This window comes from Pseudomonas moorei (assembly GCF_008801475.1).
GTDB lineage: Bacteria > Pseudomonadota > Gammaproteobacteria > Pseudomonadales > Pseudomonadaceae > Aquipseudomonas > Aquipseudomonas moorei.
Window position 1 is genome coordinate 250370 of sequence record NZ_VZPP01000006.1, and the last position, 25568, is coordinate 275937.

Sequence of the window (25568 nt, forward strand, 5' to 3'; positions counted from 1 at the left end):
TGCAGGGCAGAAACCGTCGGACAGAGCGTTTCAGAATGTCACTCCGGCGACCAGTACGACATTGCAGTAAGGCTGGCATTCACCGGTACGAACAATTGCCCGGGCTTGTCGACTGAGCACCTTGAACTGTTCATGACTCAGCAGCTCACGCCGGCCCAGCGCGCCCTCGGCGTTCAACTTATCCAGCGCGGCTAATGCCGACGGTTTTTTTTCCAGGATTTCCTGCGCCAACACATGGCTTTCAACCTGCATTTCGCTGAGCACAACGTTCAAGGTGCTGACGAAATCTGGCACACCGTGGGTCAGGGCCAGGTCGATCAGTTCGACACCCGGGGGCACCGGCAAACCCGCATCGCCGATCACCACCAAGTCGCCGTGGCCGAGTGAAGCAATCAGCCGCGACAGTGCGACGTTGAGCAAAGGAGTCTTTTTCATGGTGTTTTAAACGCCTGAACATCGGACAAAGTGGGAATCGAAGGTTGTGCGCCGGCGCAGGTGACCGACAGCGCCGCTGCGACCTGCCCGAAACGAATCGCGTCTGCCTCACTTTTGCCGGAGGCCAGCGCGGCGGCGAATCCGCCGACGAAGGTATCGCCGGCCGCCGTGGTGTCCACCGCCTTCACGCTGGGCGCGGGGAAATGTTCGACCCGCGCACCATCGGCAAACAGCGCCCCATCGGCGCCAAGGGTGACAATCACTTTACCGGCACCCATTTCGACCAGACGGTTGGCGGCTGCTTGCGCCGATTGCCGAGAGTCCACCGGCAAGCCACTCAGTGCCGACGCTTCGCTTTCGTTGGGAATCAGGTAATCGATGTTTGCGTACCAGTCCACTGGTAACGGGCGACTGGCCGGGGCTGGATTGAGGATCACGGTCTTGCCCAATGCGCGACCGCGCGCGAGTGCATGGCCGACGGAGGCATCCGGAACCTCCAACTGGCAGATGATGACGTCGGCGGCTTGCAGGACCGGATCAAAGCATCCGATCACCGCTGGCGTCAGCGCGCCGTTGGCACCGGCGACAATCACGATCGCGTTCTGGCTATTGTCGTCGACCACGATCAATGCGACACCACTGGAACCGTCCACCACGCTGACCGCCTGACAATCGATCTGTTCGGCCAGCAACGCCTCGCGCAGCTCCTTGCCATACGCATCGCTGCCCACACAGCCAACCATCGACACCTGCGCGCCCAATCGCGCGGCGGCCACGGCCTGATTCGCGCCCTTGCCGCCGGAGACCGTGGCAAAGGATTCGCCGATCAGCGTTTCACCGCCTCGCGGCAGCCGAGGCGCCCGGGTGACCAGGTCCATGTTCAGGCTGCCTACTACCACTACTTTTGCTGGCATACATCCCTACTCATCATTTCCGTTTCAGCGATATTCCGCAAACACACCCGCCAGCGGCGCGGTCGATTCACGCATCACGATGCCGGGTGTCACGATCCGTTGTTCTGTGCTCAGTTGCGGTGTGACGATCCTTCTTAGCAACACTTCGGCCGCCATCTCGCCAAGCTGCAGGATCGACTGGCCGACAGTGGTCAGTGCCGGATAGACATAGCGGCTCATCTGGATGTCGTCGAAGCCGATCACCGACAGCTGTGTCGGTACACGAATGTTGCGCTCGGCGGCGGCTCGCAGCACGCCGATGCCAATCATGTCGTTGGCGGCGAAGATCGCACTGGGTGGATTGCGCTCCAGCAGGATCGCGGCAGCGTTGTACCCGCCGGTGCTGGTGAAGTCGCTTTCCAGCATGCGCTGGCGTGGCACTTCGAGCCCGGCGTCTTTCAGCGCGCGGCAAAACCCCGCCAGGCGCATCTGCGCCACACTGGTGGTCGCCGGCCCGCTGATGGTGGCGATGTCCCGATGGCCCAATTCCAGCAAGTGCCGGGTCGCCAGATAGGCACCGTATTCGTGATCGATGCGCACCAGGTCCGCATCGACGCCTTCCAGCCCGCGGTCGACGATCACCATCGGCGTGCGCACACTGGCCAGCCCTTGCGCCAGACCACGGTCACCACCGGCCGAGGCGACGATCAACCCGTCGATGCGTTTTTCCAGGAGTACGCGCAGGTAGCTGCGCTGTTTGTCCGGGTTATCGTCGGAGTTGCACAGAATCACGCAGTAGCCATTGCGCTCACAGTAGTCCTCGATGCCCCGCGCCAGTTCCGCAAAGTACGGGTTGAGGCTGTTGGGCACCAGCAAGCCGATGGTCGCGGTGGTTTTGGCCTTGAGGGAGCGGGCCACCGCACTGGGTACGTAGTCGAGGGTCTTGATGGCAGCTTCGACTTTGACCCGAACTTCTTCACTAACCGGCCGGGTTTTGTTCACCACATGGGAAACCGTGGTGTAGGAAATTCCGGCGAGCGCTGCCACATCCTTGATCGTTGCCATGATTCAAGCCCGCCGACTTGCGCGCTGACTGCGGTAGGTATCGAGCACCACCGCCACCACGATCACCGCGCCGGTAATGATGCGTTTGGTCGGTTCGGTCGCGCCGATCTGCGCCAGACCGGCCGCCAGTACGGAGATGATCAATACACCGAAAAACGTGCTGATCACCGAACCACGCCCCCCCATCAGGCTGGTGCCGCCGATGACCACGGCAGCGATCACCTGCAGCTCAAGACCGGAACCGGCATTCGGATCCGCTGCTTCCAGGCGCGAAATCTGGAACAACGCCGCGATACCGGCCAACAGTCCCATCAGACTGAATACCAGGATTTTGTAGGGTTTCGGATTGATCCCCGCCAGACGCACCGCCTCTTCGTTGGTGCCGATACCGATCAGGTAGCGACCGAATACCGTACGGGTCAACACGGCCTGGGCGATGAAAATAATCAGCAAGGCAATGATGAAGGACGGCGAAATACCGAAGGCGATCGGGTTCGACAACCAGGCGAAAGCGTCACCGATATAGGCCGTGCGCGAACCGGTCATCTGGTACGCCACACCGCGCGCCATCTCCAGCACGCCGAGGGACACGATGAACGACGGAATCCGCCACGCCACGGTGATCGAACCGGTGATGGTGCCCGCCAGCGCCGCCGTCGCCATGCCGAGCAAGGCCGCAGGCATGACACTCCAGCCCCAGCCCAGAATCGCCACGCTGACGGTTGAGGCGGCCAGTGCCAGCACCGAGCCTACCGACAGGTCGATGCCACCAATAATCAACACAAACGTCATGCCGACCGCGAGGACCATCAAGTCCGGAATCTGATTGGCCAGGGTGCTGAACGTGTCGTAGGACAGGAAGTGGCTGCTCAAGAGCGAGAACAGAACCACCATCGCCAACAAGGCACCGGCCAGGCCCAGATAGGTGCCGAGGCCGTAAAAATTACCACTGCGCTTGCCAGCGGAAGATGCGGTATTCATGGAAGATCCCTAGGCGCTGCTTCGTTGAGCAGCGCATCACGTTTTTGGTAGCCGGCGAAAGCGGCGGCAAGCAACTCATCCTGGGTCCAGCTATCGCGCTCGAACGTGTCGATCAGACGCCCAGCCGAGAGCACACCGATGCGATCACAGATGAGCATCAATTCGCGCAGGTCACTGGACACCACCACCAGCGCCTTGCCCTGGCGCGTCAACTCGCCGAGCAAGGCGTAGATGTCGAACTTGGCGCCGACATCGATACCACGGGTCGGCTCGTCGAACAGCAACACCGAGCATTCGCGCTCCAGCCAACGGCCAATCACGACTTTTTGCTGGTTGCCGCCGGACAGTTCGGACACCCGCTGTGCCGGGCCGGAACTGCGGATGTGCATGGCGTCGATTTGCCGCTGGGCCAGGGAAGCCTCATCGCCATTGTTGACGAAGCCGCCGCTGGAAATGCGCGGCATGTTGCCCAGCGCAATGTTGGCGCCGATCGATTGCGTCAACAGCAGACCTTCGCCCTTGCGATCCTCGGTGATCAGCGCGATGCCGTGACTGACTGCATCCACCGGCGAACGAATGCTCACCACCTGCGCTGGTGAACCCAACGCAACGGTGCCGCTGTCGGCGATGTCTGCACCGAAGATCAACCGAAGCAATTCAGTGCGCCCAGCCCCGATCAGGCCGGAGATGCCGAAGATCTCACCGGCGCGCACTTCAAAGGACACGTCGCGAACCTTGTCCGAGCGACTCAGCCCTTTGACCGTCAGCGCCGGAGCTCCGATGGTGCGCGGCCCCATGTCGATGTGCTCGCCGAGTTCACGACCGACCATCAACGTGACCAACTGCTCGCTGTTGTAATTGGCCATCGGTTCAACGCACACCAGATTGCCGTCGCGCAGTACCGCAATGCGCTGCGCAACCCGGGCCAACTCTTCGAGGCGATGGGAGATGTAGATGATCGATACACCGCGAGCCTGCAGGCGGGTGATCTGCTCGAACAACATTTCGACTTCTCGCGCCGTGAGCATCGCGGTGGGTTCGTCGAGGATCAGAACATGGCAATCGCCGATCAGGTTGCGGGCGATTTCGACCATTTGTTGATGACCGATACCCAACTCGCCGACCAGGGTATCCGGGTCGATCGCGTCGAGCCCGACCTGAGCCATGGCTTCGATCGCCGCCTGGCGCAGCTGCTTGCGGCTGATCCAGCCGCCGTTGCTAGGCAAGTTGTCGAGAAACAGGTTTTCCGCCACCGACAGCGTCGGCAACAGATTGAGCTCCTGCATGACCATGCGGATGCCCAGGTCTTCAGCCTGGGTGCGGCTACCGGGACGATATTCCTGCCCCTGAAATTGCATGTGGCCGGTGGTCGGCGCGACCAGGCCGCCAATGATCTTCGACAGCGTACTTTTGCCAGCGCCATTCTCGCCGGTCAGTGCCAGCACTTCACCGCGCATGAGCGTCAGGTTGATGCCGGTCAGGACCGGTTGGGCGTAGGTCTTGCCGATGCCGCTGACCGAGAGGACAGCGTTCGGGTCGCGAACGGACATAAAAACTCTCCATGCGCTCGCCCGGACGGGCGAGCGCCAGTGTGTCGCCGAAGGACTACTTGGTAACCAGCTCTACCGGGGTCTCGATCACGCCGTTGGCGCCACTGTCGACTTTTTCACCCTTGATGATTTTCAGCGCGGTCTCGATGCCGAACACGGCCTGCCTGGCCGCAAACTGGTCGGCGGTGGCCAGGACCCGGCCGTCCTTGAGCATCGGCTTGATCGCATTGATATTGTCGTAGCCGACCACTTGCACCTTGCCGGCCTTGCCTGCGGCGCGCACGGCAGACACCACGCCGACGGCCATGCTGTCGTTGCCCGCCAGCAGGGCTTTCACTTGCGGGTACTCGCTGAGAATCGAGGCGGCGACTTTATTGCCCTTGTCGATTTCCCAGTCACCGGACTGTACCGACACGACCTTGATCTGCGCCGCTTCCATCGCATCCTTGAAGCCTGCCGTACGGGCCTGGGCGTTGGTGGTGGTGGACACGCCTTCGATGATGCCGACCTCATCACCGGCCTTGAGCTGCCTGGCCAGGTATTCACCGACCAGACGCGCCCCTTTGCGGTTGTCCGGGCCTACGAATGGAACGTTGATATTCTTGCTTTTGACCACAGCGGGATCGAGCTGATTGTCGATGTTGACCACGGTGATGCCCGCGTCAACGGCCTTCTTGATCACGGGCACCATGGCTTTGGAGTCAGCTGGCGCGATGACCAGTGCATTGACCTTGGCCAGGATCATTTGCTCGACGATACGCGTCTGGCCCGCCGTATCCGTTTCATCCTTGATGCCATTGGAAATCAGCTCGAATTCGCCGGAGTGCTCTTTCTGATAGGCTTTGGCGCCGTCTTCCATGGTCAGGAAGAATTCGTTGGCCAGGGATTTCATGACCAGCGCGACTTTCGGTTTTGCAGGCGTCTCGGCGAAAGCCGAAGAAACAGGCAGCGCGGCGGATGCGGCAGCCAGCATGGCGACAGCGAGAAGGCGTCCAGCGAATGGCAGCTTCATGGGTTCACTCCGATCTTATGATTATTGTGTGAGCAACGCGTGCGCTGGCATTAATTCGGGGCATTCACGATGGAATTATCCCATTAGAAACGCCGCGCAAACGTTTGCGTAGATCGAACTATGCGAATCCTGCCGACATTTGTCAACGAGCAGAAAGCCGTTCCGACTGTAACAATGTGAAAGCCGGCGTTCACCTTACGCCGTCGTATTGACCACGGATCCCGTGCCGGATCCCTTGGTCATTTCCTTGATCAGACTGGCACTGGTTTGCAGGATGGCGCCGTTCGTATCCGCGATCTGCCCCTGAATGGCCGACACAGCGGTGATCTTGGCTTCCGGCGTGGAATAGCTCGCAGCCTGAGCCGCAGCCAGTTGCTGTTGCTGCTCGCGCAATTGTTGCTGCAGCTCTTTGAGACGCTTGAGCAAGACTTTCACGGCGATACTGGTGTTGTCGCCGGCTTGCGATTCTTGAGTGTCGGCGCTTTTGTCCAAACCAACAGGACCGGTCTTGACTGACTTATCGTCCCCCTCCTTCGCGCCCAGCGCTTGAGCAGCGGCATCGGCCGTTGCATCGCTCAGTTCACGAATCGTCTTGGCTGACTTTCCACCAATGGTGATGCCCGCTGCGTTTGGAAGACCTACTGATAAAGACATGTGAACTCCTGAGAAAAAACATCCATTGAAGAAGCATCGACCTCAAAGCGAGTTTCTTTAGCAATGATTCACATCTGTACAACAGGAAGAATTCAACAGAACTTTTCGGAGAGCCGAACATGAAAACCGCAAAAAATCGGAAAACCGGACATGCAACGGCCATCGCGCGCCAAGAACCCGTTTAAATCAATAAACAAATCAGTCAGTTAAGCGTTTTTTCCCATTCAAAGTGTGACTGGTACAGATCCTGCTCTTACCCAGCACCCCAAGCGTTCAGATTCGCGTGGGGCGCATCTAGATGAACTTGCATCTGCACCGTCACCACTAGAGAGAAAAATAATGACATCTGCTTTCAAGACCTTTGTTCCGGGCGCCTTGGCCCTCCTTCTGCTTTTGCCGACCGCCCTTCAGGCAAAGGAAGCTGAAACTCAACAAAAACTGGCGAACGTGGTCATTCTGGCCACCGGCGGCACGATTGCCGGCGCGGGTGCCAGCGCCGCCAACAGTGCAACCTACCAAGCGGCAAAAGTCGGTATCGACAAACTGATCGCCGGCGTACCCGAACTGAGTCAAGTGGCCAACGTGCGCGGCGAGCAGGTCATGCAAATCGCCTCCGAGAGCATCACCAACGACAACCTGCTGCAACTGGGCCGCCGCGTGGCCGAACTGGCCGACAGCAACGACGTCGATGGCATCGTGATCACCCACGGCACCGATACCCTGGAAGAAACCGCCTACTTCCTGAACCTGGTGGAAAAAACCGATAAACCGATCATCGTCGTCGGCTCCATGCGCCCTGGTACCGCGATGTCCGCCGACGGCATGCTGAACCTGTACAACGCCGTGGCCGTGGCCAGCAGCAAAGAGGCACGGGGCAAAGGTGTGCTGGTGACCATGAACGATGAAATCCAGTCGGGTCGCGATGTCAGCAAAATGATCAACATCAAGACCGAGGCGTTCAAAAGCCCATGGGGCCCGCTCGGCATGGTGGTGGAAGGCAAATCCTATTGGTTCCGCCTGCCAGCCAAACGCCACACCATGGACTCGGAATTCGACATCAAGACCATCAAGAGCTTGCCTGATGTTGAAATCGCCTATTCCTACGGCAACGTCAGCGACACCGCCTACAAGGCACTGGCACAGTCAGGCGCCAAAGCCATCATCCACGCAGGCACCGGCAATGGCTCGGTCTCTTCGCGCGTGGTTCCAGCCCTGCAGGCCCTGCGCAAGGACGGCGTACAGATCATTCGCTCGTCCCACGTCAACGCTGGTGGTTTCGTCTTGCGTAACGCCGAACAGCCTGACGACAAGTACGACTGGGTCGTGGCTCATGACCTGAACCCGCAAAAAGCCCGCATCCTGGCCATGGTCGCCCTGACCAAGACCAATGACAGCAAAGAGCTGCAACGGATGTTCTGGGAATATTGATTCGCCCCTCGCCCGACCGGTTCCGGTCGGGCACTGCTTCACCACTCGCCGATGTCTGGCGAGTGGCACATACCCCACCTGACAAAAAAACGCCCACTACCCTACGCCAAACGGAAAAACTGCTGTCAGAGGATTTTCTTGAATTTTAAGCAGTTGCGAAAAAGCTTACAGTTAAATACTGTATGCACGTACAGCTTAATAAGGATAATTCTGTGGACACTACCTCCGCCTCACATGACGCCTATGTACGCATGGGTCTGCGCGTTCAGAAAATCATCAACTCCCCGACCGCTCAAAAAGCCAAGGCCGCCCTGATCTTCCGTCTTCCCGATGAGCCGGTGGATGAGTGGGAACGCTTGCTTGAAGAAATCGACGAGAACGACAACGTGACCCTCGCCTATCGCGACGATGGCGGCGTGCAGATTTTTTGGGTTGTGCCGAAGGAAGACTGAGTCAATGGGTGTCCGCTGTTTTGCTTTGTTGTTGCTGCTGTTCGCCATGGGAGTCCAGGCTGACGCGCCGCGAACCTTCAACGAAGCCAAGAAAGTTGCCTGGAAGCTATACGCCCCACAATCCACCGAGTTTTATTGCGGCTGCAAGTACACCGGTAACCGGGTGAATCTCTCGGCCTGCGGTTATGTGCCGCGCAAAAATGCCAAACGCGCAGTGCGCATCGAATGGGAACACATTGTTCCAGCCTGGCAAATCGGCCACCAGCGCCAATGCTGGCAAGAGGGAGGCCGCAAGAACTGCACGCGCTACGACCCAACCTATCAGAAGGCCGAAGCGGATCTGCACAACCTGGTGCCGAGTATCGGTGAGGTGAATGGCGATCGTAGCAACTTCAGCTTCGGCTGGTTGCCGGAACAGCCCGGACAATATGGTTCTTGCCTGACCCAAATCGATTTCAAGGCAAAGAAGGTCATGCCGCGCCCTTCCATTCGCGGCATGATCGCCCGGACTTATTTCTACATGAGCAAACAGTACGGCTTGCGCTTGTCGAAGCAGGATCGGCAACTGTTCGAAGCCTGGGACAAAACCTATCCGGTTCAGGCCTGGGAACGTCAGCGTAACCAGAGCGTGGCGTGCGTGATGGGGCGCGGCAATGAGTTTGTCGGCCCGGTAGACATGAAAGCCTGCGGTTAACCGTTTTCCAAAAAGCACAAAGGCCTCGGGTTCACCACCCGAGGCCTTTTTTGTTTGCCAACCGCTGGCACTGTTGCAGCCTCAACAGCCAATTACTGAGCGGTGGGACGCTCAATGACCAGCACTTCAACATTCTGTTGCTTCGCACGGACGATGGCCGCGTCCACCTCGGCCCGCTTTGCCTCGGCTTCAGCTTGCGAATCATAAGGGCCCATCAAAATGCGAACCTTGCCGTTTTCCTTGACGACACTGGACATGAAATTGTGCTCGATCAGCCAGCCACTGAGGTCGCTGACGGCTTGGGGTGTTTCACCGCGAACCTCAAGATCCCATTGCGGGCCGGATGCTTGCGCAGGAGCTGCAACCGTTGCCGGCGCAGGCTTTGGCGCATCAACATTCTTGCCCTCACCGCATCCCGCCAGCGCCAGTACCGCCATAACCAAGACCATTTTGCGCACAGCGTTTCCCTCTGAAGGCTTAAAAGCCGGAATTTTAACATTCATGAATACTTCTCGAGTGCCGCAAAATGGCCTTAAAACAACGAGAATGATGGATGCGGCCTCTGTATAGTTACGTCTTGGGAATTAATGCTGCATCTGCACGTCAGAAAGAGGCACCCAAACTGTGAGACTTCGCACTAATCTATACATACCACCGACCTCTGCACTGTACGAATCAGGTGCCCCACGAAGCAATCAAGGAGAAGACCATGCTGATACTCACCCGCAAAGTCGGTGAAAGCATAAACATTGGTGATGACATTACGATCACCATCCTGGGCGTAAGCGGCCAGCAAGTCAGGATTGGCATCAACGCCCCGAAAGACGTTGCGGTGCACCGCGAAGAAATCTACCAGCGCATTCAGGCCGGCCTGACGGCTCCGGACAAACCGCAAACCCCCTGAATCCTGCGCAGTCAGTAGCCAGCCCGTTCGCCACGGAACGACGGCTGGCTAAAGATTCAGGCGTCACTCAAGCAAATGTCACTCCCCGCGCCATGCCCGTGGCCGCCACGACCATCAGCAATACCAGCAGCGCCTCGATGTGACTGACCCTCGCAAACAATTTTGCACGCCCGATTTCTATAGTGGCGCCGCGCGCGAGTGCGATCCGCCATTTGATCAGCGTGACCAGCGGCGCAATTTCCAGCAGCAGGATAATCACGAACAACGCCATCTTCAGATGGAACAACGGCTGGTGCAGATAGTAATCCGTGCCCTTCTCGTAGCCGCCGAAGGCCCGCATCCCGCCGGTCACCAGCAGAATCAACGCCGAAATCCCCCAGAGATTATCGGCAAGCAATACGCTGCGCGCCTCCCCTCCATCGGCCATCAGGCGCCGAAACGCCGTGCCACGGGCCAGAACCGCCCAAAACGCCAGCACAACAGCCAGTAGGTGAACCGCTGCAAGGATCCAATGAATCAGCATTGAGTAACTCCTGTCACGACCAAGTGGAAACAACCTGACAGTAGTAGCCCATGTATCAATGAAGCGCACCGCCTCGCAAACCGTCGATATTCGAGTCAGCCCTTGGAGACGACAGAACGTGGTGCCCCAGACCGACTAAACTCCAAGACGCTGGTCACTTGCAGGCTCCTGCAGCCACCACCCCCAACAGCAGTCATCCCCACCGTGTTCACCTGAGTACACAACATCATGTGTGAATCATGTGATTCAAACGCTGCTCCACCAATAAATGATCGTCGTCGGTTTCTTCGGCTTGCCGGACTGGGAGCAGGCGCGCTGCTGCTCGCCGGCGCGATGCCCACCAGAATCATCCAGGCAGCCGAAAAAACATCCACCTCTCCAAAACCACAAAATGCAATCAACCCTGACGAGGCGCTGCAAAGACTGATCGAAGGAAATGAACGGTACGTGAGTGGTCATTCAAAGACCCATAACTTCATGGACGAGCGCGAAGCACTGGTTTCCGGCCAGAATCCCTTCGTGGCAGTGCTGAGTTGCTCTGACTCGCGCATCGCACCCGAATACGCATTTGATACCGCGCGGGGCGATCTTTTCGCCATACGCGTTGCCGGCAACTTCGTTACCGACGAAGGGCTGGCGAGTATTGAATATGGCGTCGCTGTGCTTGGCGCGCCGCTGATACTCGTATTGGGACACGAAAGTTGCGGCGCCATTGAAGCCGGCATAAAAGCCGTCAAAGATCACACCGTATTTCCGGGGCATATTCCGAAATTGACTGACGCTCTCAAGTCATCTGTCGAAACTGTCCTCAAACAACCCGGGGACCTGGTGGAAAATGCGACGGTGCAAAATGTCAAAAACTCGGTCGAACGCCTCAAGAAGGCCACGCCCCTGCTGACGGATGCGCTGGGCAAAGGCAACTTGAAAATAGTGGGCGGCATCTATCGCCTGGCGACCGGAAAAGTCGAGCTGATAGCCTGAAAGGCCATGGATGACAGGCCGCAGAAAACACAAGCCCAGCGCGATGGCTGGGCTGTGTTTACTTTCTGTTTTCCATCATTTTGTCGGCGAGCGCCTTGGCCCTTTCGATCAACATATTCTGCCTGTCTTCGTGAGTGGCGCCAGTGGTGCCGCCTACGACCGGTGCCGTCAGGTGACTTTCCGCAATCAGGGCAGCGCAGAAGTATTGATCCCAGACGAATTTGTCGTCGGATGCCTGTTTGTTTGCTGGATCGGAGATCATGGGAGACGCCTCGTGATGAGGTAGCACGGCTAATTCTACGCCTGAATCGCGGCGTTAGAGGATCCACCTCAGAAGAACGTGAGAGGCAATCCAGGAGGATGCCTGAACCACCGTCCATTGAAGCAAGAGGCAAATGGACACGTAGGCCGCAAAAAACCGGATCATCGCTCGCTGCCCCATCAACTTCCCCTCCCGCTTAATTTCGTGAAACAAACGTTTGGTGGCCTGTTCTGGTTGGATGCAATTCAACGATCACAGTTCAATGTGGCTGGAACTGATTTTCATTCGGCCTCGCCCCCCTACCCAAGGCACGGAGACCAGCCTGCGGGAACTACTGACTTCAACTTGAAAAAACGGTCTTGTAAGGTATCGCCCTAGAGACAGAGGATGGCCGGAGGTTTACATTCGCTCACCGGCACGGACGCATATTCCAACAACTCACGTCCAGGGCAACCGAGTATGGTGCGCTATCTAGTCTTTATCGCCATCGCAATCATCATTGCGACCCTTGGTGTATCGCTGTATGGCTGGTATCGCCATTTACGCGACGACGATGACATCTACTAGCTTTTGCAGTATTTGTTAGCACGCTACTTACGCCCTAAAAAAACTATGGATCCAACTTTCGTCGTACTGCGAAACTAAAAAGCAGTCTGTAAGAACCAATGACTTGGCGTTTTACATGATTAGTTCCCCCTACCGTTCAAACGCAATTTTTGTTCTGCGCTAGCTTTCTCCTGAGCCTAAGACGACGAAGCCCCGACAGATTGCTCTGGCGAGGCCTCCGCTTCAAGAATCTGCCCGGCAGGAACAAACGCTTCATTGATCAGGTCACTCCCGAAAGCAGCGCATTGTAGCCGTCAGGTCCCTGGAAAAGCAGAAGGTAGGTCAGCTCAGATCAGTCATCCCTATCCTCACGATCGCGATAACGCTCATATCGCTGATCATCGTCACGCCGATCATACCGGCGGTCATGCCCTCGATCATCGTCATAGCCACGATTGTAACCCCGGTCGTATCCACGATCATGACCTCGATCACGATCCCGGCCGTACCTCTCTCCGTCATCCCAGTGAGGCCCGCAGCCTCCTAGCAGAAGAGAGCCCGAAATGGCCATGAACATCATTACTGCGCGCTTCATTTGAACGTCCTGGAAACAAAGGTCAGCGCTATGACCGTAAGGCAGCTGAATGATTCATTGGTGAGATACAGCAAGCCAAAAAACCTAATCTCCAGCCCTTCCTTCCAGGGAATTATGCAAATCGCAGACAACAAAAAAGGGCCCACCTTTCGGTGAGCCCTTCTAGACCGCCCAGCAGAGCGGATTTTGTTTGGTAGGCGCGATTGGACTCGAACCAACGACCCCCACCATGTCAAGGTGGTGCTCTAACCAACTGAGCTACGTGCCTGCTGTGAGGCGGCATTCTACGGAATTCCGGAGGGGTGTCAACACCTTTTTTCGAGCTAACCCTATGAATATGCAAAATATTTAATTTTGCTGCTGCAAAGAAGATTTTCCGGTGGCTGGCGGTGGTTTTTTAACTCGGGTAGGATCAGCACACTCGTAAAATATATTAAACAGAGGCTGCAGGATGGCGAACACCCCCTACCCAGAATCCTACTACGCCGCATCGGCCAATGCGGTTCCGCCGCGCCCGGCTTTGCAGGACGACGTTGAGACCGATGTCTGTGTGATCGGCGCCGGTTATACCGGGCTATCCTCGGCCCTGTTTCTGCTGGAGAACGGTTTTCGGGTGACGGTGCTCGAAGCGGCCAAAGTGGGTTTCGGCGCGTCAGGGCGTAATGGCGGCCAGATCGTTAACAGCTACAGCCGCGATATTGATGTAATCGAGCGCAGTGTCGGTCCCAAGCAGGCGCAATTGCTGGGGCAAATGGCGTTCGAAGGCGGGCGGATCATTCGTGAGCGAGTGGCCAAGTACAACATCCAGTGCGACTTGAAGAACGGTGGCGTGTTCGCAGCCATCACCGCCAAGCAAATGGGCCATCTGGAGTCCCAGAAGCGCTTGTGGGAGCGCTTCGGGCACACGCAGCTTGAGTTGATGGATCAGCGGCGCATCCGTGAAGTCGTAGACTGCGATCAGTACGTCGGCGGCATGCTCGACATGAGCGGCGGGCACATTCATCCGCTTAACCTGGCGCTGGGCGAAGCGGCTGCAGTCGAGTCGCTGGGCGGCACGATCTTTGAGCAATCGCCGGCAGTACGCATCGAACGCGGCGCGAACCCGGTGGTGCACACGCCGCAGGGCAAGGTGCGGGCCAAATTCATCATCGTGGCGGGTAACGCCTACCTGGGCAATCTGGTGCCGGAGCTGGCTGCCAAGTCGATGCCGTGCGGAACGCAGGTCATTACGACTGAACCCTTGGGCGATGCGGTGGCGAAAAGCCTGCTGCCTCAGGATTACTGCGTCGAGGACTGCAACTACCTGCTCGACTACTACCGCCTCAGCGGCGACAAGCGCCTGATTTTTGGTGGCGGCGTGGTGTATGGCGCACGCGACCCGGCGAACATCGAAGCCATCATTCGGCCAAAAATGCTCAAGGCTTTCCCGCAACTCAAGGATGTGAAGATCGATTACGCCTGGACCGGCAATTTCCTGCTGACCCTGTCACGCCTGCCACAAGTCGGACGGTTGGGCGACAACATCTATTATTCCCAGGGTTGCAGTGGCCACGGCGTGACCTACACGCACCTGGCCGGCAAAGTACTGGCCGAGGCGTTGCGCGGTCAGGCGGAGCGTTTCGACGCCTTTGCCGACCTGCCGCACTACCCGTTCCCCGGCGGTCAATTGTTGCGCACACCCTTTGCGGCATTGGGCGCCTGGTATTACGGATTGCGGGACAAGTTCGGGTACTGATCGTCAGATACGAAAAGGGCCGCTTGATGCGGCCCTTCTTTTAACAGCGCGTCAAAGTCGATCCCGCGCAATTCCACTGCGAATCCGCACGATATCAGCCAGCACGGCCAGCGCAATTTCCGCCGGCGTCTTGCTGCCCAGGTTCAGACCGATCGGCGCATGAATCCGGGCCAGCTCGACATCCCCAAGGCCACCAATGCGCCGCAGCCGCTCAAAGCGCTTTTGCGATGTCTGCACGGACCCCATCACACCGATGTAAAACGCCTCGGTGCGCACCGCTTCCATCATTGCCAGGTCATCGATGCGCGGATCGTGGGTCAGCGCCACCACCGCCGTATCGCTATGACAGCCGCCATCGGCGATGAACACCGACGGCAATTGGCGGCGGATCTCCACGCTCTCCAGCACCACGCCTTCCAGCACCTCGTCGCGCGGATCACAGAGGATCACTTCGAAGCCCAGGCCCACGGCAAAGTCAGCGCAGGCGTGTGCCACGCTGGAGTACCCGGCCAGCAACAAGCGCTGAGCCGCGCCGATGCGCAGCCGGACCCGATCGATCTCCCGTTCGACCCGCACGCCCTGCTCGCGATCATCGAACAGACTGCGCGCGCCGCTGGCCAGATCGACTTCACGGATCAATCGGCGTCGACCCAACATCGCCGACTCCAGCTCCCGCAAATGCGCCTGCTCCTCGCAACCGGGCTCCAGCTTCTCCACCAGCACATCGAGCACGCCGCCACAGGGCAGACTCACCCGCGAGCGCGGGTCATCGCCTTCCCCGTAGCGTACGACGCTGACCGCTTGCTCAAAGGCGCCCTCGGCGACGCGCTCAAGGAAGTCCTCCTCGACGCAACCGCCGGACAGCGATCCGATCCACAAACCATCGGTATTCACCGCCAGCAACGAGCCCGGCGCGCGCGGCGCCGAGCCGTAGGTGGCGAGCACAGTGCATAGCCAGACACGCTGACCGGCCGCCGACCACTCCAGAGCCCGACGTACCACTTGCAGGTCGAGATGCTGCATGTCAGTGCGCCTTGTGCTCGAGCGGCGGGGCTTCTGCCCGCAACTTCTGCACGTCGTTTACCGCCAGGTCACCCGATTGCCCGCCCCAACCCTGACGCAGGTAGTTCAGCAGATCGGTGAGCTGCTCCTGACTGAGTTTCCGAGCAAATCCTGGCATTGGTTGCATGTGCTCGAACCCGGCAAATTTCTGTTCGCCAATACCCTCGTCGATCACCCGCACCAGGTTGCGCGGATCTTCCAGGCGCAACGTGGTGTTGCCGCGCATGGCCACGGCGATGTGCGGCTTGCCTTCACCACCGACCGCATGGCAACCGGCACAGACGTTCAAATATTCCTGACGCCCGCGCTGGGCACTCGCGGTCAATTGCTCCACTGGCACATCGGTCAGCACTTGTGCAGCCGGTGGCTGATCGCCGAGCAGGAAAGTCGCCATGGCGGCCAGGTCCGCGTCGTTGAGGCCCTGGGTGCTGTTGTGGAACACCGGAAACATCTCGTTGAACATCGTGCCCTGGGCGCTCATGCCGTGCTTGAGGAACGAGCTCAGGTCCTGATGATTCCAGCCGCGAGCCGCCAGGTCCGTGGCCAGCAGGCTCGGCGCCAGATAGCCATTAAGCAGACCGCCGGTCATGCGCTTGTCCTGTTGCATCGCACCTGGCAAGCCGCGTGGGGTATGGCATTCGCCGCAATGACCGAGCACGTCGACCATATACTGGCCACGCTTCCAGGCTTCGCTTTTGCCTTCAGCCGGCGCCAGTTTCACGTCTTTGCCGTAGAGCATGTTCCAGCCCATCAGGCCCAGGCGCACGTTGAACGGAAAGCTCAGACTGGTCACCGGCGCAGCACGCTCGATCGGCTCGACGGTCTTCAGGTACGCGTGAATCGCGTCCGAGTCTTCGCGCGGCATCAAGTGATACGAGGTGTACGGCATCGCCGGGTACAGGTTCGCGCCGTCGCGGCGCTTGCCTTCAGTCAACGCGGCGAAGAATTCGTCATCGCTGTACAGGCCGATACCGTGCTCTTTGCTCGGGGTAATGTTGGTGCCGTAGATCGTGCCGAACGGCGAGACGATCGGCAGACCGCCCGCGAACGGCGCGCCGCCTGGCGCGGTATGACAAGCCATGCAATCGGCGGCGCGGGCGAGGTACTCGCCGCGTTTAACCTGATCGTCGGCGTTAACCAAAAACACCGGCGCAGCCAGGCCAACCGCCAGCGCCAGGCGGGTAAGTAGTTGCTTCATGCTTAACCCTCCTTGACCAGGCCGAGATCGGTCAGCACGTTGCGCGTGGCGCTGTAGTAGCGCACGTAGCCGGTGCAGCGGCAGATGTGGTGGCCGAGGCTGTCCTCGATGACTTTTTCCAGCTGGCTTTTGACGATCGGCTGACGCTGCAGCTTTTCCACCAGCACGGTCGCCGCGTTGACGAAGCCAGGCGCGCAATAGCTGCACTGGAAGGCGAATTCGTCGACGAAGCGTTGCTGGATCGGGTTCAGCTCGGTGACTTTGCCCTGTTCGTCGCGGGTCGCGTGGCCTTCGATGGTCCGCACTTTCTTGCCTTCGAAATAGTGCGCGCCAGTGATGCAGGTGCGCACTTCTTCGCTGGTGCCGTCGGGGTTGTCGACGATGACCACGCACGCATGGCAAATGCCCTGGCCGCAGCCCAGGCGCGAGCCGGTAAGGTTCTTGTATTCGTGCAGGTAGTCGATCATCGGCAGGTCATCAGGGATGTCCACCGGGCCGACGGATTGACCGTTGAGGGTCAGTTGAAGCGGACGGTTAGCCATTGAGGGCCTCCTTGATGCGCGCAGAAGTGATAGGCAAGTCGCGTACGCGCTTGCCGATGGCGTGGGCCACGCCGTTGCCGATGGCACCGACCACCGGGATCATCACCACTTCGGCGATGCCCTTGGACGGGTCGCTCGGCGACAGAGGCGGCAGGATTTCCGCGGTCTGTTTCCACACCGCCACGTGTCGCGCCATCGGAAGGCGGTAACGGTTGAAGTTCCAGTCACCCTCCCCCGGCCCGCCTTCGTACAGTGGCATTTCTTCCATCAGCGCATGGCCGATGCCCATGGCGATGCCGCCTTCGATCTGGCCCTTGACCAGCTCCGGCACCAGCACCCGGCCGCACTCGACCCATGAGTGGTGGTTGAGCACTTCGACTTCCGCCGACCCCTTGTTCACTTTCAACTCGACCAGCGTGGCCACGGGGCTGTAGTAAGTCACGGCCGCGTTGTTCAACTGGGTCGCCGGGTAGGCGATGTTCTGCCGATCCAGCAAATGGAAACCGGCGCTGGTCATTTGCGCCAGCTTCGCCTTCGGCGCACCGTCGCCGTATTTGACCGCCAGGCCGTCGAGCGGCAAGCGTTCACGCACGCCATCGATACTGAACTCGGCCTCGGCCCAACTCCAGCGGTTGAAACCGTGCACGGTGGCGGCCGTCACCAGACCACGTTCGTGGGCACGCTTGGCCAGCACTTCGAAAGGCAGGGGCTCCATACCGTTGGCAGTCAGTTTGCCGTCGACCCAATGGGCATCCTCGCGGCGTACCACGTATGGGTTGGCCTGGCCGCCATAAGGGCCCTGGCGCCAGATCTCCAGCGCCGCCGGCCACAAACCGTGGTTGAACAACACGCGCGCCGCTTCACGGGTGGCGTGGCTAAAGTAGTAGGCCGAGTTGGTCGCCGACGAGGCCGACGCAATTTTGCCGACCCAGCGCGGGTTGCGCAGGAAGTTGTCCTGCTCGGCCTGGCTCATGATGTAAGGGTTGCCGCCGCTGATCAGCTGCATCTCTTTCCATTCGGTTTCGCCGGTCTTCACTTCGTGCGCCGGGTTGCCGAGGAAATCGGCCACGACCATCGCTTGCGAAGTCGACATGCCGGTACCGATCTCAATGCCGATGTGGCGCAGGGTGATGCGGCCTTCGGCAGTGAATTCGATGCTGGCCATCGGCGCTTCGGAACCGGTGCCGAAGTCTTTCTGGCAAATGGCGAACCCGATGCCATACCAGTGATCCGGATCAGCCGCTTCGCGCTGCTTCTTGATCGCGTCGCGGTTTTTCCAGACTTCGTGAACCGCCGCTTTGTCGAGAATCTCGTGCAGGCGCAACGCCCCTGCCGGCACTGCACCCTGGGTGTTTTTCATGCCCGAGCGCAGGGCGTTTTTCTTGCGCAGGTCGATGGCATCGACGCCCAGGCGATCAGCAATCTCGTCGACCATCATCTCGGTCGACGCCATGCTCTGCAGGGTGCCATAGCCACGCATCGATCCGGCTTCAACGCCGCGGGAATGATAGGCCGTGACCTGCAAATCGTTCTGCGGCATGTAGTAGATCGACTGTGCCGCCGTGGCCCCTACCGCCGCCACCGAGGCGCTGTAGTTGATCCGGCCGCCGCCGTCGACACTCATGTCGGCGCGGAAAATCTTGAAGCTGTGATCGTTCTTGTCCACCGCCAGCTGATAACGAATGTCGAACGGGTGACGCTTGATACCGCTCTGGAACTGCTCGTAGCGGTCGTTGGCCAGACGCACCGGCACACCGGCGCCGTACAGCGCCGCCAAGGCTGCGTAGTAGACAAAAATGTTGTGATCTTTCGAGCCGTAGCCGACGGTGTAGCCCGGGTGCATGTTCAGGTTCGCCAGGCCGAAACGCGACGGCGCGATCATCTTCGCGGTCTCGGTTGCAGCTTCCAGCGGGCACTGGGTCGCCACCACGAAATGCAGGGTCTTGGTCGCAGGATCGTACCAACCGTTACCGTTGTCCGGCTCCATCGCCGCCGGTTCGATCGACGGGGTCTTGTAGCGCTCGTCGAACACCAGCCAGTTGTCCGGCGGCGTCTCGATCTGCTGCTTCATGCGCTCGGCGTAGAACAAGCCGCGCTCGGTCAGGTTGCCGTGCAGGTTCGGTTGCGAATTCCACACCGGACGGCGATTGCGCAGCATCGGGAACAGGATCGAATCCTTGAGGCTGGCGAACTCATCTTCGTCCGCCGAGGTCGCGCCACCCACCCGCACATAGCGGAAGCTGCCATAGGGATCGCCTTCGTAGTACGGCACTTGGGCACCGTAACGAATCGCTTTGTCATTGAATTTGAGTTTGGCCTTGGCCTGGCGGAAGCGCTCGAAGTCATTCCAGATCAGGATCGCCACTGGATGACCAATGAACATTGGCACCTTGCCGGCCGGCAACAATGGGTCGGGGGCGTGCTCTTCCGGGAAGACGATGCCGTCCTTGACCAGATCCTCGGCGGTAACGATGCGATCGGGCTGCAGATCGGCGCCAAGCCACGACAGGTCGTAACCATCATAAATGCGATCAGCCTTGACGGTTTTCAGCAGCATTGCGTGGCCTTGTTGCTGTGGCCACCCCGGCATGTCCTTTGAACGGATGTCGCGGGCAAAAACCTTGCTGCCGCAGACCTTGGACAAGGCATCGTTACGGGCTCGCGCCTTACCGTTGTTGCCGAGCCACTGCTCGGACGGCACGGTCACGCTGTTTTCCATCAAGGCGGCCAGCGCCTGACTGCTGAGCGGTGTAAGCGTCACGCTCACACCCGCTACCAGCCCGCCCTGAAGGAACGAACGCCGGGATATTTCACGGTTGGACATGGATCATCCTCTGGGCGGTTATGGGGTCCGCCCTTCTGATTATGTACTGGAAATCTCGAGTCTTGCAGAAGCCCCTCTTTGACGTTGCAAAGGGCTGTAGTGACAGTGCAAAGCTGACCGAAAGGTTAAGTTTATAGGCTTATGCGCTCACAGCAAATAACCAGACACAAAAAAACTGACCAAAGAATCAAAAAACTGCGACTTTGCACCGCAGGGAACGACTGGACAAACAGACATCCGCCCTGCCTGCAGGAGCAAGCTTGCTCGCGAAAGATCCCTTCCAGCCGATCTAAATTTTGAATGTGGCGACGCCTTCGCGAGCAAGCTCGCACACAGGGATTTGTGCCGGATAAAGGGTTGCAGCCAGGAGGGAAACAGGAGAAAGGTCAAATTTCAGACACAAAAAACCCCGGTCTTTCGACCAGGGTCTTTGCTATCGACTCGAAGTAGCGCAATTGGCTTTCTTCGTAGCTCCAAGGCGTTCAGTGGGCCTCGGAGCAGATATGGCGCAGCGGACGGGACTCGAACCCGCGACCCCCGGCGTGACAGGCCGGTATTCTAACCGACTGAACTACCGCTGCGTATCGCTGTGGACTTGCGTCCAGTTAACTCGTCTTATTGAAAACTCAGTAGCTTTTCAATCTCGAACCAGATGAATCTGACTCGGAAAATATGGCGCAGCGGACGGGACTCGAACCCGCGACCCCCGGCGTGACAGGCCGGTATTCTAACCGACTGAACTACCGCTGCGCGTCGGTGGAGGCATTTCAGCTTCCATCTTGCTTTCGCAAGACTCTCGAGAGTGGTGGGTGATGACGGGATCGAACCGCCGACATTCTGCTTGTAAGGCAGACGCTCTCCCAGCTGAGCTAATCACCCGTTTGCATCTCCGAGGCCGCGAAATTTACGCAGGTAGCGAACCTAAGTCAATAGCAGGATTGAAGTTTTTCTGAAAAAGACAAAATCATGTCATTTCCGGCGGTGCTCGCCACGAGCGCCGGCAACCTCAAACCGCGACCGAGCGGCCCTTGCTGGAGTTACTCGCGGTAAATCATCTTCTTGGTCATGCCGCCGTCGACTACAAACTCCTGGCCCGTCACGAAACCGGCGTTCTTCGACAGCAGCCACGCGACCATCGCCGCCACGTCCTCGACCGTCCCTACCCTGCCTGCCGGATGTTGCGCGTGATCGGCATCGGTCAGCGGCTCGGCGCGGCGCACCGAGGGGTCTCGCGTATCGATCCAGCCGGGACTGACCGCATTAACGCGAATCTCAGGGCCAAGGCTGATCGCCAACGCGTGAGTCAAGGCCAGCAAACCGCCCTTGCTCGCCGCATACGCCTCGGTATCGGGTTCCGATTGCCCGGCGCGGGTCGAGGCCAGATTGACGATCGCTCCGCTGTGAGCTCGCAAGTAGGGCGCACAGTGCTTGGCCAACAACATCGGCCCACTGAGATTCACCGCCAACACCCGATTCCAGTAAGCCAGGTCGAGGCTCTCCAGCGTGATGTTGTGCGGATCGGCTACCGCCGCATTGCACACCAGTGCATCCAGACGCCCAAACTGCCCCAGCACCTCGGCGACGCCCAGCGCCACCTGCCCTTCGTTCGACACGTCCATGGCGATGAACCAGGCGTTTTCACCAAGGACCTTCGCCACTTTAGAACCGCGCACCCGATCCAGGTCCGTCAACACGACTTGCCAGCCCTCGCTGATCAGCCAGGCGGCTATACCCAGACCAATGCCCCGCGCAGCACCGGTCACCAGTGCAACGCGGCCATTGGAACCCCCTGGCGTGGCCAATTCGATCACAAGGCAGCCAACCCGCGCGCCAGGTCGGCTTGCAGGTCGGCCACGTCTTCCAGACCAACCGCGATACGGATCAGGCTGTCACGAATGCCCGCAGCTTCACGCTCTTGCGGCGCCAGACGCCCATGAGAGGTGGTGCTCGGGTGGGTGATGGTGGTTTTGCTGTCGCCCAGGTTGGCGGTGATCGAAATCAGACGGGTCGCGTCGATAAAGCGCCAGGCGCCCTCTTTGCCACCCTTGACCTCGAAACTCACCACCGCACCAAAGCCCTTCTGCTGACGCTGGGCCAGCTCGTGCTGCGGATGGCTCTTGAGTCCGGCGTAATGGACCTTTTCGATGCCGTCCTGCTGCTCCAGCCACTCCGCCAGTTGCTGGGCGTTGGCGCAATGTGCCTTCATCCGCAGATTCAGGGTTTCCAGACCCTTGAGGAAGATCCAGGCATTGAACGGGCTGAGGGTCGGCCCGGCGGTACGCAGGAAACCGACCACTTCTTTCATCTGCTCGCTGCGACCGGCCACGACCCCCCCCATGCAACGACCCTGGCCGTCGATGAACTTGGTCGCCGAGTGCACAACGACGTCGGCACCCATTTTCAGCGGCTGTTGCAAAGCCGGGGTGCAGAAACAGTTGTCCACCACCAGCATCGCGCCTTTGGCGTGAGCGATTTTCGCCAGTTCGGCAATGTCCACCAGCTCGGCCAATGGGTTGGACGGCGACTCGACGAACAGCAATTTGGTATTGGCCTTGATCGCCGCATCCCAGCCGGACAAATCCGCCAGGGGCACGTAATCGACTTCGACGCCGAAACGCTTGAAGTACTTCTCGAACAGGCTGATGGTCGAGCCGAACACGCTACGCGATACCAACACGTGATCGCCAGCGCTGCACAGGCTCATCACTACCGCCATGATCGCGGCCATGCCGGTTGCGGTGGCCACGGCCTGCTCGGCGCCTTCCAGCGCGGCAATGCGCTCTTCAAAAGCGCGCACGGTCGGGTTGGTGTAGCGCGAGTAAACGTTGCCCGGCACTTCCCCGGCAAAACGCGCGGCCGCGTCAGCGGCGGTACGGAATACGTAGCTGGACGTGAAGAACATCGGATCACCGTGTTCGCCTTCCGGCGTACGGTGCTGACCGGCACGTACGGCCAGGGTGTCGAACGCTACGCCTTCGAGGTCGCTGTCCAGTCGACCGGCATCCCAATCCTGACTCATGCTGTCACTCCTTGCCCTGCTCTTGAAATAAAAGGTCTTTGGTAGATACAAAACCGGCCCCTAGGGGCCGGTAATTACTCAGTTGTTGTACAGATCGATGATCGCACTGACCGCCTGGGTCTTGACCTTGGAGGCATCGTTACGTGCCTGCTCGATCTTGTTCAGGTAGGCCTCGTCGACGTCGCCGGTCACGTACTGGCCGTCGAACACGGCACAATCGAACTTCTCGATCTTGATCTTGCCGCCACCGACCGCTTCGATCAAGTCAGGCAGATCCTGATAGATCAGCCAGTCGGCGCCGATCAGGTCAGCCACGTCCTGGGTCGAACGGTTGTGGGCGATCAACTCATGGGCGCTCGGCATGTCGATGCCGTAGACGTTAGGGAAACGCACGGCTGGCGCTGCAGAGCAGAAGTAGACGTTCTTGGCGCCCGCTTCGCGCGCCATCTGGATGATCTGCTTGCAAGTGGTGCCGCGCACAATGGAGTCGTCCACCAGCATCACGTTCTTGCCGCGGAATTCCAGCTCGATGGCGTTGAGCTTCTGGCGTACGGATTTTTTCCGCGCGGCCTGGCCCGGCATGATGAAGGTGCGGCCGATGTAGCGGTTCTTCACGAAGCCTTCGCGGAACTTCACGCCCAGGTGGTTCGCCAGCTCCAGGGCCGCAGTGCGGCTGGTGTCCGGGATCGGGATGACCACGTCGATGTCGTGCTCGGGACGCTCGCGCAGGATCTTCTCGGCGAGCTTCTCGCCCATGCGCAGACGGGCTTTGTAGACCGACACGCCATCAATGATCGAGTCCGGACGCGCCAGGTAGACGTGTTCGAAGATGCACGGGGTCAGGGACGGGTTAGTCGCGCACTGACGGGTGTGCAGCTTGCCGTCTTCAGTGATGTAGACCGCTTCGCCCGGTGCCAGGTCGCGAATCAGGGTGAAGCCGAGCACGTCCAGGGAAACGCTTTCGGAGGCGATCATGTATTCGACGCCTTCATCGGTGTGACGCTGGCCGAACACGATCGGACGAATGCCGTGCGGATCACGGAAACCAACGATGCCGTAGCCGGTCACCATCGCCACCACCGCATAACCACCGACGCAACGGTTGTGCACGTCGGTGACGGCAGCAAACACGTCTTCTTCGGTTGGCTGCAACTTGCCACGCTGGGCCAGTTCGTGCGCAAACACGTTGAGCAGCACTTCCGAGTCGGAGCTGGTGTTGACGTGGCGCAGATCAGATTCGTAGATCTCCTTGGCCAGCTGTTCAACGTTGGTCAGGTTACCGTTGTGCGCCAGGGTGATGCCGTAAGGCGAGTTGACGTAAAACGGTTGAGCTTCGGCCGACGTCGAGCTGCCCGCGGTCGGGTAGCGCACATGGCCAATACCCATATGACCGACCAGACGCTGCATGTGACGCTGATGAAACACGTCACGCACCAGGCCGTTGTCCTTGCGCAGGAATAACCGGCCATCATGGCTGGTCACGATACCGGCAGCGTCCTGGCCGCGGTGCTGGAGGACGGTTAGCGCGTCATACAGCGCCTGATTGACGTTCGACTTACCGACGATACCGACGATGCCACACATGCGACGCAACCCCTACTTAATGGATCTGAACTGAACACAACTCACTGAGGCGTTTTCGCCGTCGGCAAGAGGTGCTCCTTGAACGGTATTTCAGCGGGTACGCTGATACCGCTGGCAAGCCACTGACTGCTCCACCCGAGAATCAGGTTTTTGGACCAGTCTGCGACCAATAAAAACCTTGGTACGAGTTGGGATTCTTTCCACCACCCGTCCTGCTGTACCGGCCCCAGGCTCAACAGCCCGACCGCCACGACCACCAGCAACACGCCACGCGCGGCGCCGAAGGCCATGCCGAGGAATCGATCGGTCCCGGAAAGCCCGGTGACGCGTACCAACTCGCCGATAAGATAATTGATCATTGCGCCTACGATTAAAGTGGCGACAAACATGATGGCACAACCCGTGATCACACGAGCCGATGGCGTTTCGATGTATCCGGCGAGGTACTCGGACAATGAGCCACCGAACATCCAGGCAACGACTCCTGCGATGATCCAGGTCACCAGCGACAGCGCTTCTTTGACGAAGCCGCGGCTCAGACTGATCAATGCGGAGATGGCGATGATTGCAACGATCGCCCAGTCAACCCAGGTAAATGGCACAGTGCAGCCTACAGACGGATAAGGCGG

At 59.2% G+C, this 25568-nt stretch carries 25 protein-coding genes and 4 tRNA genes; 6 read left to right on the top strand and 23 right to left on the bottom strand.

The annotated features are described in order from the left end of the window. Nucleotides 1-30: 30 nt before the first annotated feature. The 7 genes from rbsD to F7R06_RS13615 all read right to left on the bottom strand — a co-directional run bounded on the left by rbsD (nt 31) and on the right by F7R06_RS13615 (nt 6590). Nucleotides 31-435: a D-ribose pyranase gene (gene rbsD, locus F7R06_RS13585; protein WP_090318822.1), complete on the bottom strand. Its 405-nt coding sequence runs from the start codon at nt 433-435 to the stop codon at nt 31-33. Further along, nucleotides 432-1349, bottom strand: coding sequence for a ribokinase (rbsK, locus tag F7R06_RS13590; protein WP_090318819.1), 918 nt, complete (start codon nt 1347-1349; stop codon nt 432-434). The genes rbsD and rbsK overlap by 4 nt, the downstream gene beginning before the upstream one ends. 24 nt (nt 1350-1373) lie before the next feature. Then, nucleotides 1374-2393: a LacI family DNA-binding transcriptional regulator gene (locus tag F7R06_RS13595; protein ID WP_090318816.1), complete on the bottom strand. Its 1020-nt coding sequence runs from the start codon at nt 2391-2393 to the stop codon at nt 1374-1376. 3 nt (nt 2394-2396) lie between these two features. Continuing rightward, nucleotides 2397-3374 carry an ABC transporter permease gene (locus F7R06_RS13600; RefSeq protein WP_090318813.1) on the bottom strand — a complete coding sequence of 326 codons (978 nt, stop codon included), beginning with the start codon at nt 3372-3374 and terminating at the stop codon, nt 2397-2399. Further along, a complete protein-coding gene (locus F7R06_RS13605; protein WP_090318810.1) occupies nt 3371-4924 on the bottom strand; it encodes a sugar ABC transporter ATP-binding protein in 1554 nt (517 codons plus the stop codon). Before F7R06_RS13605 ends, F7R06_RS13600 begins: the two co-directional genes overlap by 4 nt. A 55-nt stretch (nt 4925-4979) precedes the next feature. Further along, nucleotides 4980-5936 carry a sugar ABC transporter substrate-binding protein gene (locus tag F7R06_RS13610; protein WP_090318807.1) on the bottom strand — a complete coding sequence of 319 codons (957 nt, stop codon included), beginning with the start codon at nt 5934-5936 and terminating at the stop codon, nt 4980-4982. A gap of 195 nt (nt 5937-6131) precedes the next feature. After that, on the bottom strand, nt 6132-6590 hold the full coding sequence (locus F7R06_RS13615; RefSeq protein ID WP_090318804.1) for a hypothetical protein: 459 nt from the start codon (nt 6588-6590) through the stop codon (nt 6132-6134). A 339-nt stretch (nt 6591-6929) separates the two neighbouring features. Here F7R06_RS13615 and F7R06_RS13620 point away from each other — a divergent pair, with 339 nt between their 5' ends. From F7R06_RS13620 to F7R06_RS13630, 3 genes are all read left to right on the top strand, one after another. Next, nucleotides 6930-8018, top strand: a complete 1089-nt coding sequence (locus tag F7R06_RS13620; RefSeq protein ID WP_090318801.1) for an asparaginase — start codon at nt 6930-6932, stop codon at nt 8016-8018. 182 nt (nt 8019-8200) lie between these two features. After that, nucleotides 8201-8470, top strand: a complete 270-nt coding sequence (locus tag F7R06_RS13625) for a DUF1654 domain-containing protein (RefSeq protein ID WP_052193599.1) — start codon at nt 8201-8203, stop codon at nt 8468-8470. 4 nt (nt 8471-8474) lie between these two features. Beyond that, on the top strand, nt 8475-9164 hold the full coding sequence (locus F7R06_RS13630) for an endonuclease (protein WP_090318797.1): 690 nt from the start codon (nt 8475-8477) through the stop codon (nt 9162-9164). A 92-nt stretch (nt 9165-9256) separates the two neighbouring features. Here the strand turns inward: F7R06_RS13630 and F7R06_RS13635 are convergent, their stop codons facing one another. Continuing rightward, on the bottom strand, nt 9257-9622 hold the full coding sequence (locus F7R06_RS13635; RefSeq protein WP_090318794.1) for a penicillin-binding protein activator LpoB: 366 nt from the start codon (nt 9620-9622) through the stop codon (nt 9257-9259). Between the two features lie 251 nt (nt 9623-9873). Between F7R06_RS13635 and csrA the strand changes: the two genes are divergently transcribed. Next, nucleotides 9874-10068 carry a carbon storage regulator CsrA gene (gene csrA, locus F7R06_RS13640; protein WP_007938114.1) on the top strand — a complete coding sequence of 65 codons (195 nt, stop codon included), beginning with the start codon at nt 9874-9876 and terminating at the stop codon, nt 10066-10068. A 67-nt stretch (nt 10069-10135) separates the two neighbouring features. Here the strand turns inward: csrA and F7R06_RS13645 are convergent, their stop codons facing one another. Beyond that, nucleotides 10136-10591 (bottom strand): DUF2214 family protein, encoded by a 456-nt coding sequence (locus F7R06_RS13645; protein WP_090318791.1) that lies wholly within the window; start codon nt 10589-10591, stop codon nt 10136-10138. A 228-nt stretch (nt 10592-10819) separates the two neighbouring features. On the opposite strand from F7R06_RS13645, the gene F7R06_RS13650 reads away from it, so the two are divergent. Then, on the top strand, nt 10820-11572 hold the full coding sequence (locus tag F7R06_RS13650) for a carbonic anhydrase (protein ID WP_090318788.1): 753 nt from the start codon (nt 10820-10822) through the stop codon (nt 11570-11572). A 58-nt stretch (nt 11573-11630) separates the two neighbouring features. Here F7R06_RS13650 and F7R06_RS13655 read toward each other — a convergent pair whose 3' ends face one another. From F7R06_RS13655 to F7R06_RS13670, 3 genes are all read right to left on the bottom strand, one after another. Next, a complete protein-coding gene (locus tag F7R06_RS13655) occupies nt 11631-11834 on the bottom strand; it encodes a hypothetical protein (protein WP_090318785.1) in 204 nt (67 codons plus the stop codon). An 898-nt stretch (nt 11835-12732) separates the two neighbouring features. Next, the gene (locus F7R06_RS31070) at nt 12733-12975 is read right to left on the bottom strand and encodes a hypothetical protein (RefSeq protein WP_090318779.1); all 243 of its coding nucleotides are present in this window, start codon (nt 12973-12975) and stop codon (nt 12733-12735) included. 191 nt (nt 12976-13166) lie between these two features. Further along, nucleotides 13167-13243: transfer RNA gene (locus F7R06_RS13670), tRNA-Val, on the bottom strand. A 183-nt stretch (nt 13244-13426) separates the two neighbouring features. Here F7R06_RS13670 and F7R06_RS13675 point away from each other — a divergent pair. After that, the gene (locus tag F7R06_RS13675; protein ID WP_090318775.1) at nt 13427-14710 is read left to right on the top strand and encodes an NAD(P)/FAD-dependent oxidoreductase; all 1284 of its coding nucleotides are present in this window, start codon (nt 13427-13429) and stop codon (nt 14708-14710) included. A gap of 51 nt (nt 14711-14761) precedes the next feature. Here F7R06_RS13675 and F7R06_RS13680 read toward each other — a convergent pair whose 3' ends face one another. The 11 genes from F7R06_RS13680 to F7R06_RS13730 form a co-directional block, all read right to left on the bottom strand. Further along, entirely contained in the window at nt 14762-15733 is a 972-nt protein-coding gene (locus F7R06_RS13680; RefSeq protein WP_090318772.1) for an XdhC family protein, read from the bottom strand. A gap of 1 nt (nt 15734) precedes the next feature. Beyond that, nucleotides 15735-16970 (bottom strand): c-type cytochrome, encoded by a 1236-nt coding sequence (locus tag F7R06_RS13685; RefSeq protein ID WP_090318769.1) that lies wholly within the window; start codon nt 16968-16970, stop codon nt 15735-15737. 2 nt (nt 16971-16972) lie between these two features. Further along, on the bottom strand, nt 16973-17512 hold the full coding sequence (locus F7R06_RS13690) for a (2Fe-2S)-binding protein (RefSeq protein WP_007982256.1): 540 nt from the start codon (nt 17510-17512) through the stop codon (nt 16973-16975). After that, complete coding sequence (locus F7R06_RS13695) at nt 17505-20336, bottom strand: xanthine dehydrogenase family protein molybdopterin-binding subunit (protein ID WP_090318766.1); 2832 nt, start codon at nt 20334-20336, stop codon at nt 17505-17507. Before F7R06_RS13695 ends, F7R06_RS13690 begins: the two co-directional genes overlap by 8 nt. 504 nt (nt 20337-20840) lie before the next feature. Then, a tRNA-Asp gene (locus F7R06_RS13700) sits at nt 20841-20917 on the bottom strand. A gap of 92 nt (nt 20918-21009) precedes the next feature. Beyond that, nucleotides 21010-21086 (bottom strand) — tRNA-Asp (locus F7R06_RS13705). A 53-nt stretch (nt 21087-21139) separates the two neighbouring features. Then, nucleotides 21140-21215 (bottom strand) — tRNA-Val (locus F7R06_RS13710). Between the two features lie 158 nt (nt 21216-21373). Beyond that, nucleotides 21374-22147, bottom strand: coding sequence for an SDR family oxidoreductase (locus F7R06_RS13715; RefSeq protein WP_090318764.1), 774 nt, complete (start codon nt 22145-22147; stop codon nt 21374-21376). Next, the gene (locus F7R06_RS13720; RefSeq protein WP_090318761.1) at nt 22144-23355 is read right to left on the bottom strand and encodes an O-succinylhomoserine sulfhydrylase; all 1212 of its coding nucleotides are present in this window, start codon (nt 23353-23355) and stop codon (nt 22144-22146) included. The genes F7R06_RS13715 and F7R06_RS13720 overlap by 4 nt, the downstream gene beginning before the upstream one ends. Nucleotides 23356-23433: 78 nt before the next feature. Beyond that, the gene (gene purF / locus F7R06_RS13725; protein WP_075945888.1) at nt 23434-24939 is read right to left on the bottom strand and encodes an amidophosphoribosyltransferase; all 1506 of its coding nucleotides are present in this window, start codon (nt 24937-24939) and stop codon (nt 23434-23436) included. A 41-nt stretch (nt 24940-24980) separates the two neighbouring features. After that, complete coding sequence (locus F7R06_RS13730) at nt 24981-25541, bottom strand: CvpA family protein (protein ID WP_090318758.1); 561 nt, start codon at nt 25539-25541, stop codon at nt 24981-24983. Between the last annotated feature and the right edge of the window lie 27 nt (nt 25542-25568).